The 17556-nt window shown below is 70.8% G+C and carries 14 protein-coding genes; 7 read left to right on the forward strand and 7 right to left on the reverse strand.

Features of this window, described 5'->3' with window-relative positions; genetic code table 11:
- The first annotated feature begins 66 nt into the window (after positions 1-66).
- Both AC6JA9_RS36120 and serA read left to right on the forward strand, forming a co-directional pair.
- Complete coding sequence (locus AC6JA9_RS36120; protein WP_483578736.1) at positions 67-1728, forward strand: serine protease; 1662 nt, start codon at positions 67-69, stop codon at positions 1726-1728.
- Between the two features lie 191 nt (positions 1729-1919).
- Positions 1920-3173, forward strand: coding sequence for a phosphoglycerate dehydrogenase (serA, locus tag AC6JA9_RS36125; protein ID WP_223782536.1), 1254 nt, complete (start codon positions 1920-1922; stop codon positions 3171-3173).
- 18 nt (positions 3174-3191) lie between these two features.
- Here serA and AC6JA9_RS36130 read toward each other — a convergent pair whose 3' ends face one another.
- On the reverse strand, positions 3192-4598 hold the full coding sequence (locus tag AC6JA9_RS36130) for an FAD-binding oxidoreductase (protein WP_473568774.1): 1407 nt from the start codon (positions 4596-4598) through the stop codon (positions 3192-3194).
- Positions 4599-4767: 169 nt separating this feature from the next.
- Between AC6JA9_RS36130 and AC6JA9_RS36135 the strand changes: the two genes are divergently transcribed.
- The 3 genes from AC6JA9_RS36135 to AC6JA9_RS36145 all read left to right on the forward strand — a co-directional run bounded on the left by AC6JA9_RS36135 (position 4768) and on the right by AC6JA9_RS36145 (position 7915).
- A complete protein-coding gene (locus AC6JA9_RS36135; protein ID WP_223747150.1) occupies positions 4768-5151 on the forward strand; it encodes a hypothetical protein in 384 nt (127 codons plus the stop codon).
- Between the two features lie 23 nt (positions 5152-5174).
- Positions 5175-6992, forward strand: coding sequence for a hypothetical protein (locus AC6JA9_RS36140; RefSeq protein ID WP_497958507.1), 1818 nt, complete (start codon positions 5175-5177; stop codon positions 6990-6992).
- Between the two features lie 383 nt (positions 6993-7375).
- Complete coding sequence (locus AC6JA9_RS36145; RefSeq protein WP_223747148.1) at positions 7376-7915, forward strand: dihydrofolate reductase family protein; 540 nt, start codon at positions 7376-7378, stop codon at positions 7913-7915.
- A 37-nt stretch (positions 7916-7952) separates the two neighbouring features.
- Here the strand turns inward: AC6JA9_RS36145 and AC6JA9_RS36150 are convergent, their stop codons facing one another.
- From AC6JA9_RS36150 to AC6JA9_RS36160, 3 genes are all read right to left on the reverse strand, one after another.
- A complete protein-coding gene (locus AC6JA9_RS36150; RefSeq protein ID WP_426745014.1) occupies positions 7953-9257 on the reverse strand; it encodes a hypothetical protein in 1305 nt (434 codons plus the stop codon).
- 14 nt (positions 9258-9271) lie between these two features.
- Entirely contained in the window at positions 9272-10510 is a 1239-nt protein-coding gene (locus AC6JA9_RS36155) for a hypothetical protein (RefSeq protein ID WP_497958508.1), read from the reverse strand.
- Positions 10511-10620: 110 nt separating this feature from the next.
- On the reverse strand, positions 10621-11946 hold the full coding sequence (locus tag AC6JA9_RS36160) for a hypothetical protein (protein WP_497958509.1): 1326 nt from the start codon (positions 11944-11946) through the stop codon (positions 10621-10623).
- Between the two features lie 129 nt (positions 11947-12075).
- Between AC6JA9_RS36160 and AC6JA9_RS36165 the strand changes: the two genes are divergently transcribed.
- A complete protein-coding gene (locus AC6JA9_RS36165; protein ID WP_223747144.1) occupies positions 12076-12639 on the forward strand; it encodes a hypothetical protein in 564 nt (187 codons plus the stop codon).
- A gap of 137 nt (positions 12640-12776) precedes the next feature.
- On the opposite strand, the gene AC6JA9_RS36170 is transcribed toward AC6JA9_RS36165, so the two are convergent.
- Genes AC6JA9_RS36170 through AC6JA9_RS36180 form a run of 3 tightly spaced genes read right to left on the reverse strand, consistent with a single transcriptional unit; the run spans position 12777 to position 14960 of the window.
- The gene (locus AC6JA9_RS36170; RefSeq protein ID WP_497958510.1) at positions 12777-14021 is read right to left on the reverse strand and encodes a hypothetical protein; all 1245 of its coding nucleotides are present in this window, start codon (positions 14019-14021) and stop codon (positions 12777-12779) included.
- Positions 14014-14466 carry a phage tail protein gene (locus tag AC6JA9_RS36175; protein ID WP_223747142.1) on the reverse strand — a complete coding sequence of 151 codons (453 nt, stop codon included), beginning with the start codon at positions 14464-14466 and terminating at the stop codon, positions 14014-14016. Before AC6JA9_RS36175 ends, AC6JA9_RS36170 begins: the two co-directional genes overlap by 8 nt.
- A 38-nt stretch (positions 14467-14504) precedes the next feature.
- The gene (locus AC6JA9_RS36180) at positions 14505-14960 is read right to left on the reverse strand and encodes a hypothetical protein (RefSeq protein ID WP_223747141.1); all 456 of its coding nucleotides are present in this window, start codon (positions 14958-14960) and stop codon (positions 14505-14507) included.
- Positions 14961-15294: 334 nt separating this feature from the next.
- Between AC6JA9_RS36180 and AC6JA9_RS36185 the strand changes: the two genes are divergently transcribed.
- Positions 15295-17550 carry a CocE/NonD family hydrolase gene (locus AC6JA9_RS36185; RefSeq protein ID WP_497958511.1) on the forward strand — a complete coding sequence of 752 codons (2256 nt, stop codon included), beginning with the start codon at positions 15295-15297 and terminating at the stop codon, positions 17548-17550.
- Positions 17551-17556: the final 6 nt, after the last annotated feature.

Here is a 17556-nt window from a genome sequence, read left to right on the forward strand (position 1 = left end):
CCGGTAGAGTGTGAGCCCCGCCCGGCCTTGCGGGCGGGCCCGTTCCACTTCAGGAGTCGTCTCTTCATGCACCACATCCGGAATGGCGCCGCCCGGCAGCTCTTGGGCGCGCTCCTGTGTTCTGTCGCCGTCACCGCCTGTCAGCCGGGCCCCGAGTCCCCCACGGGTGAGCCGGAGGTGCCGGAGGAGACGGGCTCCGGCGAGAGCCCCGTGGTGTACGGCACGGATGACCGCTTCGACGTGTACGCGCACGCCAACGCCACGCTGCGCCAGCGCGCCGAGCAGTCCACCGTGGCGCTGATGTCCCCGGACATGCTCGACACGTCCAACCCGGACGACGTCGGCTTCTACGCCTACACGCTGGGCGAGTACGAGAACCTGTGCAACAACCAGCGCTTCTGGAACGACCCGGCGGCCGCGTGGTGCTCGGGCACGCTCATCGACGATGACCTGGTGCTGACGGCGGGCCACTGCGTGGAGAACGCGGCCGACTGCGCCGACACGCGCTTCGTCTTCAACTACTACAACACGGGCGCCGACACCCTGCAGAAGGTGACGACGGCGGACATCTTCTCCTGCAAGGCCATCGTCACGCGGCGGCTGGACTCCGGCAGCGGCAGCACGAACCTCGACTACGCCATCATCCGGCTGGACCGCTCCGCCGCGCCGCGCTTCACCCCCGCGCCCGTGCGCTCGGGCAACACCGCGCTGACGGCGGGCGAGGGCGTGGCCGTCATCGGCTCGGGCAGCGGCATCCCCTTCAAGATTGATTCGGGCGGCAAGGTGCGCACCGCGCGCGCCAGCACCCTGGACTACTTCGTCGCCACCACGGACACCTTCGCGGGCAACTCCGGCTCGGGCGTCTACGAGACCGCCAACCACACGCTGGCCGGCATCCTGGTCCGCGGCGACGAGGACTACGTGCGCAGCGGGAGCTGCTACGTCGTCAACAACTGCCCGGAGACGGGCTGCGGGGGCGAGGAGATCACCTACGTCCAGCCCGCCATCACCGCGTTCTGCAAGGTGGCCACCAGCCAGCGCCTGTGCGGCACCACGCAGCCTCCGACGGGCGGCTCCACCTTCACCTTCTCCGCCCAGAACACCTACAGCGCCACGGTCAACACCACCCACAAGACGGTGGCGCTGACGGCGGGGCAGAAAATCACCGTGGGCACCTGCGGCGTGCCGGACGCGACCGTCGTCGGTGACTCGTACCTGCGCCTGTTCGGCCCGAGCGGCCTGCAGGTCGCGGAGAACGACGACGCGTGCAACGGCCGGGGCTCCCAGCTGAGCTTCACCGCGACGGCGGCGGGCACCTACGAGGTCCGCGCGGGCTGCTACGACACCACCACCTGCTCGGGCACCGTGGCCTGGAAGCTCGAGGGTGGCGGCTCCACCCCCGCGCCCACCAGCGGCACGTTCGACTTCTCCGCCACCGCCACCAACAGCGCGCGCACGGGGACCACGAACCAGGACGTCACCCTCACCGCCGGCCAGTCGCTGTCCTTCGGCACCTGCTCGATGACGGGCGCCTCCGGCACCGGCGACACCTTCCTGCGCCTGTACAACAGCGCGGGCCAGCAGGTGACGAGCAACGACGACGCCTGCGGCTCGCTGTCCCACGCCACCTACACCGTGCCCGCGGGCGCGGGCGGGACGTACCAGATTCGCGCCGGCTGCTACGGCGCCACCACCTGCTCCGGCACGGTGGCCTGGACGCTCCGGTAGTCCCCGCTGATGCAAGTCACCTGACTCACCGAGGCGGGCGGTCCGTGGAAGACGGGCCGCCCGCTTCTGTCTTCGGGGCCACTTCCTCCACGCACGCCGGGCCAGCGGCCTGCCTGCCCGAGACACCGGCCTCTCCCGCCTGCTCAAGCCGCGCTTGACACACCGGGGGCCCGGGAATAACGCACGGCGACATGAGCACTGCCCGGTTCCCGCCGTCCCCGACGCGCCCGATTCTCAACGAGGGTCCGTTCCGCGCCCTGCTGCTGGAGAACATCCACCCGTCCGCGGAGGAGCTGCTGGCCGCCGAGGGCTTCCAGGTGGAGCGCGTCAGCTCCGCGCTCAAGCCGCTGGAGCTGGCCGAGCGGCTCAAGGGCGTGCACCTGCTGGGCATCCGGAGCAAGACCACGGTGCCCTCCGAGGCACTGGTGCATGCGGAGGAGCTGCTCGCCATCGGTGCCTTCTGCATCGGCACCAACCAGGTGGACCTGACGGCCGCCAACACGCACGGCATCCCCGTCTTCAACGCGCCCTTCAGCAACACGCGCAGCGTGGCGGAGATGGTCATCGCGGAAATCATCGTCCTCACCCGCCAGCTCTTCGACCGCAGCCGCGAGGTGCACACCGGCCAGTGGCGCAAGGTGGCCACCGGCAGCCACGAGGTGCGCGGCAAGACGCTGGGCATCGTCGGCTACGGCCACATCGGCTCGCAGCTGGGCGTGCTCGCCGAGTCCCTGGGCATGCGGGTGGTGTACTTCGACGTGATGACGAAGCTGCCGTTGGGCAACTCGCGCTCGGTGGCGACGCTGGACGAGCTGCTCGCCGAGTCGGACTTCGTGACGCTGCACGTGCCGGCGCTGACGTCCACGCACATGATGATGGGCGCCGAGCAGTTCGCGAAGATGAAGCGGGGCGCGAGCCTCATCAACGCCAGCCGGGGCACGGTGGTGGACATCGCCGCGCTGGCGGCGGCGCTCAAGTCCAAGCATCTGGGCGGCGCGGCGGTGGACGTATACCCGGAGGAGCCGGAGGGCAACTCGGACGGCTTCGTGACGGAGCTGCAGAACCTGCCCAACGTGGTGCTCACGCCGCACATCGGCGGCTCCACCGAGGAGGCGCAGGCGTCCATCGGCAAGGAGGTGGCCGTCAGCCTCTCCAAGTTCTTCCGCACGGGCGCGACGACGGGTGCGGTGAACTTCCCCATGGTGGAGGCGCCGCTCATCCCCGGCACGCACCGCATCCTCAACGTGCACCGCAACATCCCGGGCGTGCTGCGCGACATCAACCGCATCGTCTCCGACCTGAACGCCAACATCCACGCCCAGGTCCTCAGCACCGACGCCAACATCGGCTACCTGGTGATGGACCTGGACCAGGACGTGTCGCGCCCGGTGTGTGACGCCATCGCGGGCCTCACCACCGACATCAAGACGCGCATCGTCTCCTGACCGCGCGCCGCGCCGCGCTCAGGCGTCCAGCACCTTCCCCGGGTTGAGCAGTCCCCGGGGGTCCAGGGTCCGCTTGAGCGCGCGCAAGAGCACCAGCTCCTCCTCCGAGCGCGAGTAGCCCAGGTAGTCCTTCTTCAACAGGCCGATGCCGTGCTCCGCGGAGATGCTGCCCGCGTGCTTCCTCACCAGCTCGAACATGGTGGGGTCCGCCTGCTTCGTGTGGGCGAGGAACTCCGCCTTGTCCATGGCGTCCGGCTTCATCACGTTGACGTGCAGGTTGCCGTCGCCGATGTGGCCGAAGAGGCAGATCTCCCACCCCGGGTAGCGCGCCTGGAACACGGCCTCCAGCTCCGCGCAGAAGGCCTCCAGGCCGGCCACGGGCAGCGAGATGTCGTTCTTGTGGGGCAGACCCGTGGCGGACAGGCTCTCGCTGATGCCCTCGCGCAGCGCCCACAGCTCCTGGGCCTGCGCGGCGCCCTGCGCCTGGGTGCCGTCCGTCACCAGCCCCCGCTCGAACAGCGAGCCCAGCCAGGCCTCCACCGCGGAGGCGTCACGCGACTCGGCCTCCAGCAGCACGTAGCAGCCGCTGTCGGCCTCGAACGGTGAGCGCAGCTTGCGGTGGCGCTGCACGCGGGAAAGGCAGCGGTCCGTGAAGAACTCGTAGGCGGAGATGACGAAGGCCGTCTGCTCGCGTGCGTCGCGGAACAGCCGCAGCACCGCGGCCACGTCCGGCACGGCGAAGAGGAAGACATCCTGCTTGCCGGGGACCTGCGTCAGCTTGAGCGTGGCCTCGGTGATGACGCCCAGCGTGCCCTCGCTGCCGATGAAGAGCTGGCGCAAGTCCAGGCCGGTGTTGTTCTTCTCCAGCGCGCCGTTGAGCTCCAGCACGCGGCCCTCCGCCGTGACGACCTGCAGGCCCAGCACCCAGTTGCGGGTGAGGCCGTAGCGGATGACCTTCACCCCGCCCGCGTTGGTGGCGATGTTGCCGCCCACGGTGCTGGAGCCCTTGGAGGCGAAGTCCACCGGCCACGTCAGGCCGTGCTCGGCGCAGTGGCGGTGCACCGCCTCCGTCACCGCGCCCGCCTGCACGCGCACCGTGTTGCCGAGCAGGTCCACCGGCCCCATGCGCGCCATGCGCCGCAGCGACAGCACCAGCTCTCCCCTGGCCGCCACCGCGCCGCCCGCTAGGCCCGTGCGCCCGCCGGAGGGCACCACCGCCACGCCGTGCCGGTGGCAGAGGGCGAGCAGCCGGGCGACCTCGTCCGTGGTGCGGGGCAGCGCCACCGCGCTGGGGGCCGGGGTGTACACGCGCGTCCAGTCGCGGCCGTACTCCTTCAGCTCCTCGGGCTCCCGGGTGAGAAAGTCCTGGGGGAAGCCCTCGGCGAGGGCGGCGAGGAAGTCGGCGGGGAGCGCGGCGTCGGACATGGCCCTCAGGCGTATTGCAGGCGCCCGCGTATGACAAGGCGCGCCGTGGGCCTCCGGTCGCCTGGATGACCGGCGGGAAATCCCGGGGAAAGGCCAGGAAAATCCCCTCGAGGTGTATATGCGGCGGGGCCTCGTGTGCCCTGCCCACCCCCGTCCCAGGTTGCCCCACATGTCCCCGAGTCGAGTCCTCCGAAACCTCGTGCTGTCGACCGCGGCCGCGCTGCTGCCCTCGACGCTGGCCTGGAGCGAGACGCCCCAGGTGGACGTGCCCTACGTCTTCGAGACGGTGGACAGCTACGCCATCACGGAGGCCAACGTCATCGAGATACGGGGCGTGCTCCAGGGCGAGAGCGCCCCGCGGACCTTCGAGTTCGAGTTCTACTCGAACCCCGCGTACTACGACGCCAGCCAGCATGGCTCGCGGTGCGACCGGATGGCGCTGTTGGCCATGACGCGTCCGGGGCGCTACCTGCTTGAGCTGAAGGTCCAGCGATGGATTGGCGGACAGCCGTCCTGTCGCCTCACGCGTCGTACGGCGCAGCCCGCGCCCTGACGGCAAGGATGAGGGGCACATCCATGCGCACGATGCGAGGCAGTTGGCTGCCGCTCGCGCTGGCCCTGACGACACTCCAGGTCGGCTGTGGCAGCGGGCTCGAGAAGGGCGGCGAGGAGACACGACCGGACTCGGACGGCGATGGCGTCCTGGACGCGCAGGACTGCGCTCCGACGGACGGCCAGCGCTGGCGCGAGCTTTGGGGGTACGCGGACACCGATGGGGACGGCCGGGGGCATGGCCTCCGGGAGAAGGTGTGTGGCGCCCACGACCTGCCCCCGGGCTGGTCCGCCGTGGAGGGAGACTGCAACCCGACGGACCCTGGCACCTGGCGGGAAGTCCCAGGGCTGTATCCGGACCGCGACGGGGACGGGGCCACGGGTCCCAACCTCGTGAGGGCCTGCGTGGGAGAGCACGTGCTTCCCTACCGCGAGCAGCCGGGACCGCTGGACTGCGATGACGAGGACAGGCGCTACCAAGCGTCCACCTGGGTCTACCCCGACGCGGACGGGGATGGCGTGGGAGATGGCATCGAAACCTTCTCCATCTGCGCCCAGGACCCCCTCCCCGCGGGCTACGCGGCCCACTCAGGCGATTGCGACCCCACAGACCCGACGCGCAGCCAGACTCGCGACTACCTGTACCGGGATGAGGACCTGGACGGGTATGGCCGGGAGTCGCCCGGCAGCCTCTGCCTGCCCCAGGGCGCGCCCCTGCCACCGGGGTACGTCGACCACTGGCTGTCGAAGGACTGCGACGAAGCGGATGCGACGCGGTTCCAGGTACGCGGCGTCTACACGGACAAGGACGGGGACGGGGCTGGCGACGGCGACATGCTGGCCCTGTGCATCGGCGACACGCCGCCCGCGGGCTACGTCTATTTTGGTGGAGACTGCGCGCCGGAGGACGCCACCCGCTGGCGGCTGCTCGACTACTCCTACCGCGACGCGGATGGCGACGGAGACACGGTGTGGTCGCCCGGCAACGTCTGCGCCGGCACGGAGCTTCCGCCGGGCCACCTCACCACCGCGCGAGGGGAGGACTGCGATGACCGGGACGCCACGGTGCGCGTGCGCTGGGACCTCTACCGGGACGCGGATGGAGACGGCGTGGGCGTGGGCCCCAGGGTCCCCGTGTGCGCGGGCACCACACGGCCCTCGGGCTACGCGACGACGGGCGAGGACTGCGCGGACGACGACGCCGCGCGGTGGCAATGGCTGTCCTATGCCTATCGGGACGTGGATGGTGACAGGTACACCGTGGCCGCCCCGGGCCAGCTCTGCGCGGGCGAGGCGCTGCCCGCCGGCTATCTCAACCTCTCCGTGGGCCCGGACTGCGACGACATGAACGCGTCGGTGCACAAGACGCTGCGCACGTGGCCGGACCTGGATGGGGACGGCGTGGGCGCGGGCGTCGCGGAGGACCAGTGCACGAACGGGCAGACGCCCGCGAACAGGTCGCTGCTGGGGAGCGACTGCGCGGACGACGACTCAAGTCGCTGGATGAGCCATTCGTATCGGCACGTGGACCGCGACGGGGACGGCTTCACCACGCCCGAGTCCGGCACGCGCTGCGCCGCCGCCACGCTCCCCGCGCCCTACTTCATCCAGGCCACGGGCAATGACTGCGATGACGCGAACACGGCGCTCATCCGCTGGGCCGTGCTGTACCCGGACAACGACGGCGACGGCGTGGGCACCGAGCCCCGACGCATCCTGTGCATCGGCACCACCGTGCCTCCGGGCATGTCCATCTTCGGCGACGACCCGAACGACCATGACCCGTCGACGATGACGGACCCCGAGCACGAGGCGCTCGAGACCTTCATCCTCGACTTCTGAAGAACATTCCCTCGTGTGACATCAGACGAACGCTCGTCCGGTGCCGGAGCGGGACACAGCGACAATCAAGCCCTTGCATTCATGCGAGGGCGGGTCCATTGTGTTTGACGGCGCGGGCAACCGCGCTGTCCATGACCTCCTCCAACTGACACCTCCGCTCCTCGAAGCGCACCTCGCCCTCGGCTCTGTCTTGAGTCCGTGCGGGCGTCGAACGTGCTCGGCGTGAGTCCACGCGGACAGCGGAGTTGTTCCCCAGGCATCCAGAGCGTGCGCCACGAGCCCTCACGGCCCGTGACGCGTCCCTTCCCTGTCCCACCGCGGCCTTCCGGCGCGGAGCGCCACCCGTGCGCGCGGCGGGACCCAGCCACTCCCGAGGTCTCCGTATGCAATCCCAGACGCGCAAGCTCACGTACCACGTCGCCACCACCCTCGACGGCTACATCGCCCGCGAGGACGACTCCTTCGACTGCTTCGTCTTCGAAGGCGACCACGCCACCGAGTACATGGCCACGCTGCGGCACGACTACGACACGGTGCTGATGGGCCGCCGGACGTATGACGTCGGCCTGAAGTTCAAGGTCACCGACCCCTACCCGTACCTGGAGACGTTCGTCGTCTCGCGCAGCATGAAGGAGGCGCCGAATCCCCGGGTGAAGCTCATCTCGGACGACGTCGTCGGCGCGGTGCGCGCGCTGAAGGCGAAGGAGGGCAAGGGCATCTACCTGTCCGGCGGTGGCGCCCTGGCCACGCAGCTCTTCGCCGCGGGCCTGGTGGACGAGGTGCTCGTCAAGCTCAACCCGCGGCTGCTCGGCTCGGGCATCCCGCTGGTGTCCAGGCTGGACAGGCACCTCGAGCTGGCGCTGCGCTCGACCAAGGTCTACCAGAACGGCGTGGTGCTGCTGCGGTACGACGTCCAGCGCTGAGCGAGTGACCCACGGGAGGCACCCGAGGTGGGCATGCTCACTTCGGGTGGCCTCCGCCCTCCGGCCAGAAGCCCAGCACCTTCTCCGTCGCGCCCAGCGAGGACCACTCCACCTGTCCGCTGAGCACCCGATGTCCGTGGGAGAGCGTCAGTCGCTTCCACAGCGGCACATCGCCGCGTCGAGAGGTCTCCCAGGCCGACCAGCTCACGCCCCCGGTGGCCTCCACCACGCGCGCCAGCACCCCGTCGAGCTCCGAGTCGGGCAGCCAGCGCAGTGAGTCCAACACCCAGTTCACCTCGGCCTGGATGGCGCTCGGCCGCCCCAGCACCGTGGCGAGCGCCTGGGGGCCCTGGCCATTGGGGACGAAGGACACGCCGCTCGGCCGCAGCACCGCCCAGCCCGAGCGCCCCTGCCCATCCTCTCGCAGCGTCGCCGGATAGAGGACCGCGTTCTCCAGCCGCACTCCGGAGCGCGCCAGCCCTCGCAGCGGAGCCTGCGTGTGCAGCTCGAGCAGCGTGGCGACCAGATTGGCCTCCATCAGGTAGGGCACCGTGACGCCCGGCGTCCCATCCACCCTCAAGGAGAACAACCTGCCCACCTGGATTCCGCCCGGCGCGATGGAGGACAGGGGCACCGACACGGCCTCGCCGAACACCGGCGTCCACATGAGCCGCTCGTTCGTCATCGTGAGCCAGCCGGAGCGCAGCAGCATCATGACCATCGGGACGACGAGGAGCGCCATCAACAACCAGCCTCCCACCGGGCGCCCATCCACCGGCAGGAAGAAGATGAGCGCGGACACGCCCAGCAGCGCCAGCGCCAGTGAGGACCCGCGCAGCGGTGTCTGACGGACAGGCACGGAGCCGGAGCGCTGCGTCTGGAAGAGCAGCACCTCGCCCTCCTGGAGGTTCTGGGACACCTGCTGCTTCGCCAGCGTGTCCAGCCGACGCAGCTCCGTTGCCAGCGCGATGGGGCCGGACACGAACGCGTGGCGGGACAGCCGCCGACGCACCAGCGGTGCCAGCCGCCTCGAGCGCGCGTCCAGCTCGCGCAGCACGCGCATCAGGGGAAGCGACTCGGGCCAGGCCTCGCGCTCGGCGCGGCGCTTCGCGTGCTCCAGGGCCTCCGCGACGCGGGGTTGCTGCTCCAGCCACTCCTCGACGAGCGTGGGCTTCGCGCGCAGCTTGCGCTTCCAGGCGCGACTGCGCAGCGCGGACTCCAGCGCGGCGATGTGCGCGTGCGCGGACTCCAGCACCTCGGCGCGACCCTCCAGTTGGAGGCGCACGTCCTCGGAGGTGGGGCCTTCGCGAGGCGCCCGCTTGGCGAGGTCTTGTCGGGACATGGCTTCGGGGGAGGTTACCGGGTCGGCGCGCGGGATGCCCAGGCGTGGAGGCGCGCGAGGACGGCGCTCCGCTCCTTCACGCCGGGCGTGCCCACGAGCGCCTCTTCGCCACGCACCAGGTGGACCTCCCGTGCGCCTTCGAGGCCTGGAACCACCCGCACGTCCGCGGAAGACCAGGCCGTGCCACCGGTCGCCGCGACCGCGCGTGACAGCACGGCCTCCAACTCCGACTCGGGCTGCCAGCGAAGCCCCTCCAGCACCCAGGCCAGCTCCACGCGCCCGTCCAGCGTGCGCCCCGTCGCGGCCTTCAACAGCGCGGCGCCGACCTCGGGGTCGGGAAGGAAGGACACGCCCCCAGGCGACATCACGAGCTGGCCCGAGGTCCACACCCCGCCGCGACGAAGCCGCGCGGGCCAGGTCACCAGTTCCACCGGCCGCTCGGCGTTGGCCCGGACCTGGGGCGCGCGGAACAACTCGAGCAGCACGCGCAGCCTCGCGGCCTTCTCGCGACCGAGCCGGGGCAGGCGGACACCGCGATTGCCTCGCAGCCGCAGCGTGCCCCTTCGAGCGTGCTCCAGTTGGACGCCGCCATCACCCAGCGAGTCCAGTCGCACGGACACGGACGGCTCCCCACTCGGGGCCAACCACACGAGTCGCTCCGGCGTCAGCCAGGCGGAGCCGGGGGTCTGGAGGGTCAGCAGGGCCATGGCGATGGCGGCGATGGGCCACAGGCAGGACAGGACGAAGCCAAACACCAGGAACGCGTCGAACGAGAGCGCCAGCCCCAGGAGCATCACCGCCCCCAGCAAGCCCCCCGCGAGGATGAGCAAGGGCCTGAGGTAGCGCATCACCTGGGACGTGGTGCCGACGTGCATCGCGAAGGCGGTGTCCGGTGTCGGCGCGACGGGGGCATCCTCGAGACAGTAGTCCTCCAGCCTCGTGAGCGCCTCACGCGGGGGCGTGTCCTCCGTCAGCAGCAACAGCAGGCCTACCTTGCGATGGAGCAGCTTGAAGACCCGCTCCCGGACCACACGCAGCCGACGCAACCTGCGCGGAATCCGTGAGCCCCGGGGCCAGCCCTCCGCCTTGCCCCGGCGCTCCAGGTGCTCCATCACCTCGGGCAACAAACCCTCCAGCTCGCGGACCTTGCGCAACAGGTCCGGCTTCTCGCGCAGGTGGCGCAGCCAGTGGCGTGATGCGAGCGCATCCACGAGCGGCGTGTAGCGATAGAGGGCCACCTCGATGAACTCCACCCGGCCTTCCAGGCGGAGACGCAGGTCCTCTTCCGACGCTGGCGGCTCGGACGCGTTCGGACATCGCGCTCACAGGATAGACAGCCAGGCGCTCGGGTTGGGAGCGACCGTTACCCTCCGACCCCCCAGCCGTGGAGCAGTTGGAGGACCGTGCCTCGGTCGTCCGAGGCCGGCTTGCCCACGAGGACTTCCTTCCCTCGCGACAAGTGGACGTCCTGCTCCTCCTCCACGTCGGGAGACACGCGCACGTCCACGGAGGCCCAGGCGGCGCCCTGGGTCTGCGCGATGGCCCGCGCCAGCAACGCATCCAGCTCCGACTCGGGCTGCCAGCGAAGCGCCTCCAGCACCCACGTCAGCTCGACGCGTGAGTCGAGCCTCCGCCCCGTCGCGGCCTTCAACAAGGCCGCACCTGGGTCCGAGTCCAGGCCCGGAATGAAGTAGACGCCCCGGTGCGACAGCACGAGCTGCCCCGGCGTCCAGAGGTTGTTGCGACGAAGCTGCGCGGGATAGCTCACGAGCGTCACGGGCCGCTCGGCGCGCGAGGCGTTGGCACGGACCTGGGGCACGCGGAACAACTCGAGAAACACGCGCAGCCGCTCCACCTTCTCGCGCCCGAAGCGAGGCAGGTGGAGATACCGGTCACCGCGCACCGCCAACGTGCCCCAAGGCCCCTCTGGTTCGACGGCGCCGTCCCCCAGTGAGTCCAACCGCACGACCACCGGCGGATCGCCTCCCGGCGCCAGCCACACCAGCCGCTCCGGCGTCAGCCAGAGGACGCCGGGTGTACGACGTCGCAACAGGCTCGCGGTGAGGAGCAGCAGCAGCCACAGCGCGACCGCGGTGACCACGAGCGCCATCCCCCAATTGAACGAATTGCCCAGTCCATCGAACAGCACCGTGCCCAGGAACAAGCCCAGGACGAACTGCGCTGCGAGCACGTACTGCATCCCTCCTCTCGCCGAGCCGATGCGCAGCGAGAAGGGCTCCCCCGGTGTCCGCACGAGCGAGACATCCTGGAGACAAACCTCCTCGAGCTTCACGAGGGCATCCCGCAGCGGCAGCGACTCGGGGCGGCGGAGCAGCTCATCCAGCCGCCGGTCGACCAGGGTGGAGACTCGCGCCTGGAGGTCGCGCATGCGCCGCGCCGACGTGGGAATCCGGGCGTCGGCGGGCCAGCCCTCCAGCTCGCATCGGCGCTCCGTGCGCTCCAGGGCCTCGGTCAGCGAGCCCTCCAGCTCCCTGACCTCACGAAGCAGGCTCGGCGCGGCGCACACCTGGCGTCGCCAGCGACGGGACTCGAGCTGCTCGGCGAGCAGGCGGTAGCGTCGGAGGGCTGACTCGATGAGCTCCACCCGCCCTTCCAGGCGGCGGCGCAGGTCCCCCTCCGACGCCCGTGACTCCGACAGGGCGGCGCCGGTTCGGGTGCGTTCGGACATTGCGCGCACAGCATAGCCGGCGAGGCAGGGGGACGGGAGCAGCGCCCAGGTCAGGGGCCGCGCAGCGCTTCGTCCTTGCGCGCCGCGTCCCGGCGCGTGCAGCGCTTCCCCGGCGACCCACCCAGGAACATGAGCCCGTCCATCCCACCCGAGGTCCTCGTCGAGGTCGACCCGCTCCTGCTCTCCCGTGAGCTCTTCGCGGCCATCTCCATGCTGCGGAAGCGGACGGGCTGTCCGCTCGCCACGGCGGTCGAGCAGCTCACCTGGCGCTCCCAGGAGCTGGAGACGCTCCATCCCGCGTTCGGCGAGGCGGAGGCGGCGCGCCGGTGGAGGGAGAGCGCTCCCGAGGCGTGGCGAGCGCGGGCACGTGAAGCGCTCGATGCGCTCCCCCATCCTCCCGTGGCCATCGAGGTGCAATGGGATGGCGACTCGTTCGGATGGTCTCTCGATGTCTTCGCCATCCTGCCGGGTGCATCCACCGCGCATCCTCGCTTCACCTGCGTCCCGCTGGTGACGATGCGCCCCAGTGGCCAGACGATGGGCGACGCGCGTGTGCTCGCCATTGAAGTGGGCCAGCGGGCCCAGGAGCGCTGGGGCAGCCCCTTCTACTTCCCTGCGCTCGAGGAGAGTCCGGACGAGCCACGCTGGTGGGACACCCTGCCCGCCGAGCCAGGAGATGACGCGGGTTCGTGACGGCACGAATCCCCTGGAGCGGCGGACCACCCGGTGCACGCCGGGCCCGAGGCGCCCCCCACGACGCACGGCTCGGGCATCGAACGCTCAACCGCTTCGCGCACCCTCATGCGAAATGGGGCAGGCCCCTCGGGCCATCACTCACCTCGCTGCTCCCGCTCGAGCCGGCGCATCTGCGCCCACAGCCGCAGCTCGCGCGCGGCGTCCTCGTCGTCGGTGTCCCGCGACGAAGCGGTGGGGTACCCCGCTTCTTCCTGGACGGGATGCGCCGCCTGCCTCGGCTCTTCCTGACCGTTCTCGTCCGGCCACGTCTCCGTCCTCCCGGGAGTCGTCCGAGGCCCGCTCGCGACGTGCGGCTCGCGAGGCGCCGGCTCCGCATGCACGGGCGCGGCCTCGGCACCGGGCCGGCGCGGAATCCACAGCTCCGCGGTGGAGCGGGCACGAGGCACGGCCACGGGGCCCTGGACGCTGGAGGCCTGGGACGCGGAGATGCCCTGCGGCAGTCCCGACGAGCTGAGCCCATCATCGTTGTCCAGCTCCCCCAGCGGCGGCACACACACCTCCGAGGGAGACACCGGCGTGGACTCGACGCGCACCGGATTGGGGAACGGCGCGCCCCGCAGCATCAGCGGGACAGGCGTCGTGGGCCCCTCCACGGGCAGCGGCGCGGGCTCCGCTTCAATGGGCGCGTGCGGCGGCGACGCGAAGGGATGAGCCCAGGCCCCTTGCGCCCCGGCCACCCCCGGAGCCGCCACCTCGGTGGAGTCCCGCGTGGGCGAGGTACTCACGGGCGGCGGAGAAGCCCCTCCCTCACGCCACATCGGCGCGGGGTTCTCTGTCGTGGCGAGGGACTCGACCCGACGGGACAGACGCGGAGCAGGAGGCCGCGTGCGGATGGAGGGCGACATCGCGGGAGGTGGAAGGGGACGCCGAGGCTCCGGGTCCGTCGCGTTGCCCGAGAGCATCATGCGCGCGCGAGCGGACAGATGCGCGTCACTCAAGGGCGGCGTGGGCACCTCGTCCGTCATCCCCTCGACCAGATGGGGCGCGACCTTGCGCACCCGCGCCACCCAGTCCGCCGGAGGCCCCATGGCGCGCCGAGCCTGGACGTCCCGCACCCAGTGCTCCGGCGGCCCCACGCTCACCGCGGGCGCCGTCACCATCGTGATGGAAGCCAGGGGCATCGGTGGCCCCCGGGGCGCGGTGATGGGCGGCCCGCGGGTCGCGGGACACGCGCGCTCCGGAGTCAACCGCGCCTGGGAGAGCGCCGCGGCGAAGTCCGCCTCCTCCTCGGAGAGCACCGCCCGCGCCCAGTCCTTCATCCGCCGGGCGACGGAGCGCAGCCACCCACCGGGCACCTGTCCTCTCGCGCGCTCAACCACGGGTGATGGACTCGAAGACGAGGGTGAGTGAGTCGACGGCGATCTGCTGTCCGAGCACGTCCAGCGGAGCCGCCCGCCACTTCTTCGGCCAGGCCTCGTTGAGGTCCCACCGCAGCTTCTGCGTCATCCCATCCCCGTCAAACAACAGCACGGAGACGTTCTTGCGCGACGGTCCCCCGTTCATCGACGCGAGGAACCAGTTCCACAGCTCCGGGGACTGCGTGACGCCGTAGCGCAGCGTCAAATCCCCGTGCATCACGGGCCCCGCGAGCCGCTCACGGGGATGCGGCGTGATGACCTCCACCTCCAGGTCGGTGCACTGGGTGAAGTGCCCCTCGCTCACCCCGTCGATGAGCAGCTTGAAGTTGTACGCGCGGAAGGGGTCCACGCGCGTGCCCATCCCCTGCTGCGATGGGGCCACCTCGGGCGCCTTGGCGTCAGTCATGGGTCACCTCCTCCACTTCGGCGAGGGAGCTCGGCACGTCAGTCCTCCTTCAGCGGCAAGTGGATGGGCAGCGGTTGGGGCTCGGCGGCCGGCGCCTCCGCGGGCACCAGTTGGGTGATGACCGGGAAGCGCACGCGGTGAACCACGGACGCGGGCCGCTCGCGTCGGACCGGCAGGCGCAGCCGGAAGCCGGGGCGCGGCGGCACGCGCAGCCCCGCCCAGAGCGTGGCGGGCACGGGCGTCAGGTCCACCTCGAACTCCGCCTCCTCCATCGCGGAGAAGACCAGCTCGCCGAGCAGCCGGTGCGCCTGTTCGGGAGCCTCCGCGCCGGCGGTGACCAGGTAGCAGACCGAGAACTGCAGCGGCCCCCGGCGTCCACCTCGCGCGGGAGGCGCGGGCCCCAGCTCCAGCAGGTACAGACACACTCCGCGCTCGATGGCCTCCCGGTCCGGGACGCCGAGGTACACGGGCGCTTCGCCGGCGACGCGGCTCACCCATGCCTTCAAGCGTTGATCGACTTCGTCGATCATCCGGTCCCCCCAGGTCCTGGGCCGGCCTCCACGGAGCCTGTGAGCTCCGTGATATCCGGGCTCGCAAGGTCGCACCGACCGAGGGGCACCGGAAGTGCTCCCGGGGACAGCGCCGACGTCGCGAGCCCAACAGGCCCCCAGCCACGACACCCGCTTCGTCCGGCGGAGCACACGCGCGATGCACACGAATGAACCCACGACAAGTAGGCCCGGGGCGCACCTTCGACGCCTGGGCCGCACCAGGTGTCCATGGATGCGCGGGCATCGCGTCCTATCGTGGACCTCCTCGAAAGAACTCATGCCGCGCGCCCTCCTGCTGACCCTGCTGCTCGCCACGCTCGCGAAAGCCACACCCGCCGATTTCGCGTCCCCCACGTCCGAATCCCCCGAGGCGCTCGCGAAGGCGATGCCCGTGCTCGCCAGGGCCCTGCTGAAGGACCCTCCGGACGAGGACCTGGCCACCCGACTGGGCCAGCGCTTCCGGTTCCAGCTGGTGTCAGGTGACTTCGCGGGCGCGGTCGCGTCCATCCGCGAGCTCCGGCCCCTGTTGGAGGCGAACACAGCGACGCAGGGCATCACCTTCCTGCAGTACGAGGCCCACGCGCTGGCGAAGCAGGCCCAGGCCGAGCGCGGGACGCCGTACGCCGACGCGCTGCGCGGGGCGTTCGACCGGACCTTCGGCGCGCTGGAGGACCGGGTCGCGCTCGATGCGCGGGGGATGTTCCGCTTCGACCTGGAGCGGGCGCGACGGGAGCTGGACACCCGACTCGCCGAGGCGCGCAAGGCGGGGCGGCTGACACGAGCCCAGGCGGTGGAGCTGGTGCGTCACTACCAGGTCCATCAGGTGTTCCAGGAGCTCTTGCCCGCGAGCGAGCCCCTGTGGGTCCGGGACGAGGCGCGCCGCTACGTCATCGAGGAGGACGTCCTGGTGCCCACGCCCGACGGGGCACGGGTGTCCGTGACCGTCGCGCGTCCCCGGAAGACCCAGGCGCCGCTGTCCACGGCGATGTCGTTCACCATCTACGCCAACGGCTTCAACAAGCAGGAGGCGGTGCGCTCGGCGGCGCATGGCTTCGCGGGGGTGACGGCGCTCACGCGAGGCAAGCGCAACAGCCCCGATGCTCCGGTGCCCTTCGAGCATGACGGGGACGACGCCGTCGCCGTCATCGACTGGGTGAGCCGCCAGCCGTGGAGCGATGGGCAGGTGGGGATGTTCGGGGGGAGCTACGAGGGCTTCACGCAGTGGTCCGCGGCGAAGCGAGGGCACCCGGCGCTCAAGGCCATCATGCCGTCGGTGCCGGTGGCGCCGGGCATCGACGTGCCGATGCAGGGCAACGTCTTCCAGGGATTCTTCTACCGCTGGCCGCGCTACGTCACGCTCGACAAGGGCCTGGCGGACGCGGACTACTTCGACCTGGCGCGGTGGGATGCGCTCCACGAGCGCTGGTACACGAGCGGCGAGCCCTATCGCGCGCTGGAGCGGCTGGACGGGCGTCCCAATCCCTTCTTCCAGCGCTGGCTGGAGCACCCGACGTACGACGCGTACTGGCGGAAGATGATTCCGTACCGTCAGGAGTTCGCGCGCATCCGCATCCCCGTGCTCACCACGACGGGCTACTACGACGGCTGTTCGTTGAGCGCGATGTACTACCTCACCGAGCACCTGAGGCACGCGCCGGACGCCCGTCACTACTTCGTCATCGGGCCGTATGACCACATGGGCGGGCAGCACGCGTCGAGCGACGAGCTGATGGGCTATCGCATCGACCCCGTGGCCCGACTGGACGTGCATGCGCTGCGCTACCAATGGCTGGAGCACGTGCTGCGACAGGCGCCGCTGCCCGCGTTGCTGAAGGACCGCGTCAACTACCAGGTGATGGGGGCGAACACGTGGAAGCACGCGCCGGACCTGGCGCGTGTGAGCAACGGCGCGGTGGAGCTGTTCCTCGCGCCCTCGGCCACGGGCGCTCCGCACCGGCTGACGACAGTGGCGCCCGTGGCGGGGACCCGGCAGCGGCTGCGCGTGGACTTCAAGGACCGCTCGCCTGGGCCGCACTACGAGCCGTCGGACATCGTGTCCACGACGCTCGAGGCGCCGCGCGACGGCTTCGTCTACGTCGGCGAGCCGCTCACGCAAGCCCTGGAGGTGAGCGGGCTGTTCGCCGGGCGGCTCGACTTCATCACCAACAAGAAGGACTTCGACTTCTACGTGGTGCTCTACGAGCGCACGGCGAAGGGGGAGTACGTGTACCTGTCCTACGTGCTCCAGCGCGCCAGCCACGTGGCGGAGCGCGAGCAGCGGCGGCTGCTCGTTCCGGGCAAGCGCCAGCGCCTGACCTTCCAGAGCGGACGGATGACCAGCCGCAGGCTCGAGGTGGGGAGCCAGGTGGTCGCGGTGGTCGCCATCAACAAGCACGCGCAATCCCAGCTCAACCTGGGCACGGGCAAGGACGTCAGCGACGAGCGCCTCGCGGACGCGAAGACGCCCCTCGAAATCACCTGGCTGCCCGGGAGCCGGCTCACCCTGCCCGTGTGGAGGCAGCCCGCGCCCTGAGCCCTC

Source organism: Myxococcus sp. MH1, from assembly GCF_059738865.1.

Bases quoted from the DNA above. Each gene is read 5' to 3' on its own strand.
- AC6JA9_RS36120 (WP_483578736.1), top strand. From the start codon at position 67: ATGCACCACATCCGGAATGGCGCCGCCCGGCAGCTCTTGGGCGCGCTC.
- serA (WP_223782536.1), top strand. From the start codon at position 1,920: ATGAGCACTGCCCGGTTCCCGCCGTCCCCGACGCGCCCGATTCTCAAC.
- AC6JA9_RS36130 (WP_473568774.1), bottom strand. From the start codon at position 4,598: ATGTCCGACGCCGCGCTCCCCGCCGACTTCCTCGCCGCCCTCGCCGAG.
- AC6JA9_RS36135 (WP_223747150.1), top strand. From the start codon at position 4,768: ATGTCCCCGAGTCGAGTCCTCCGAAACCTCGTGCTGTCGACCGCGGCC.
- AC6JA9_RS36140 (WP_497958507.1), top strand. From the start codon at position 5,175: ATGCGCACGATGCGAGGCAGTTGGCTGCCGCTCGCGCTGGCCCTGACG.
- AC6JA9_RS36145 (WP_223747148.1), top strand. From the start codon at position 7,376: ATGCAATCCCAGACGCGCAAGCTCACGTACCACGTCGCCACCACCCTC.
- AC6JA9_RS36150 (WP_426745014.1), bottom strand. From the start codon at position 9,257: ATGTCCCGACAAGACCTCGCCAAGCGGGCGCCTCGCGAAGGCCCCACC.
- AC6JA9_RS36160 (WP_497958509.1), bottom strand. From the start codon at position 11,946: ATGTCCGAACGCACCCGAACCGGCGCCGCCCTGTCGGAGTCACGGGCG.
- AC6JA9_RS36165 (WP_223747144.1), top strand. From the start codon at position 12,076: ATGAGCCCGTCCATCCCACCCGAGGTCCTCGTCGAGGTCGACCCGCTC.
- AC6JA9_RS36175 (WP_223747142.1), bottom strand. From the start codon at position 14,466: ATGACTGACGCCAAGGCGCCCGAGGTGGCCCCATCGCAGCAGGGGATG.
- AC6JA9_RS36185 (WP_497958511.1), top strand. From the start codon at position 15,295: ATGCCGCGCGCCCTCCTGCTGACCCTGCTGCTCGCCACGCTCGCGAAA.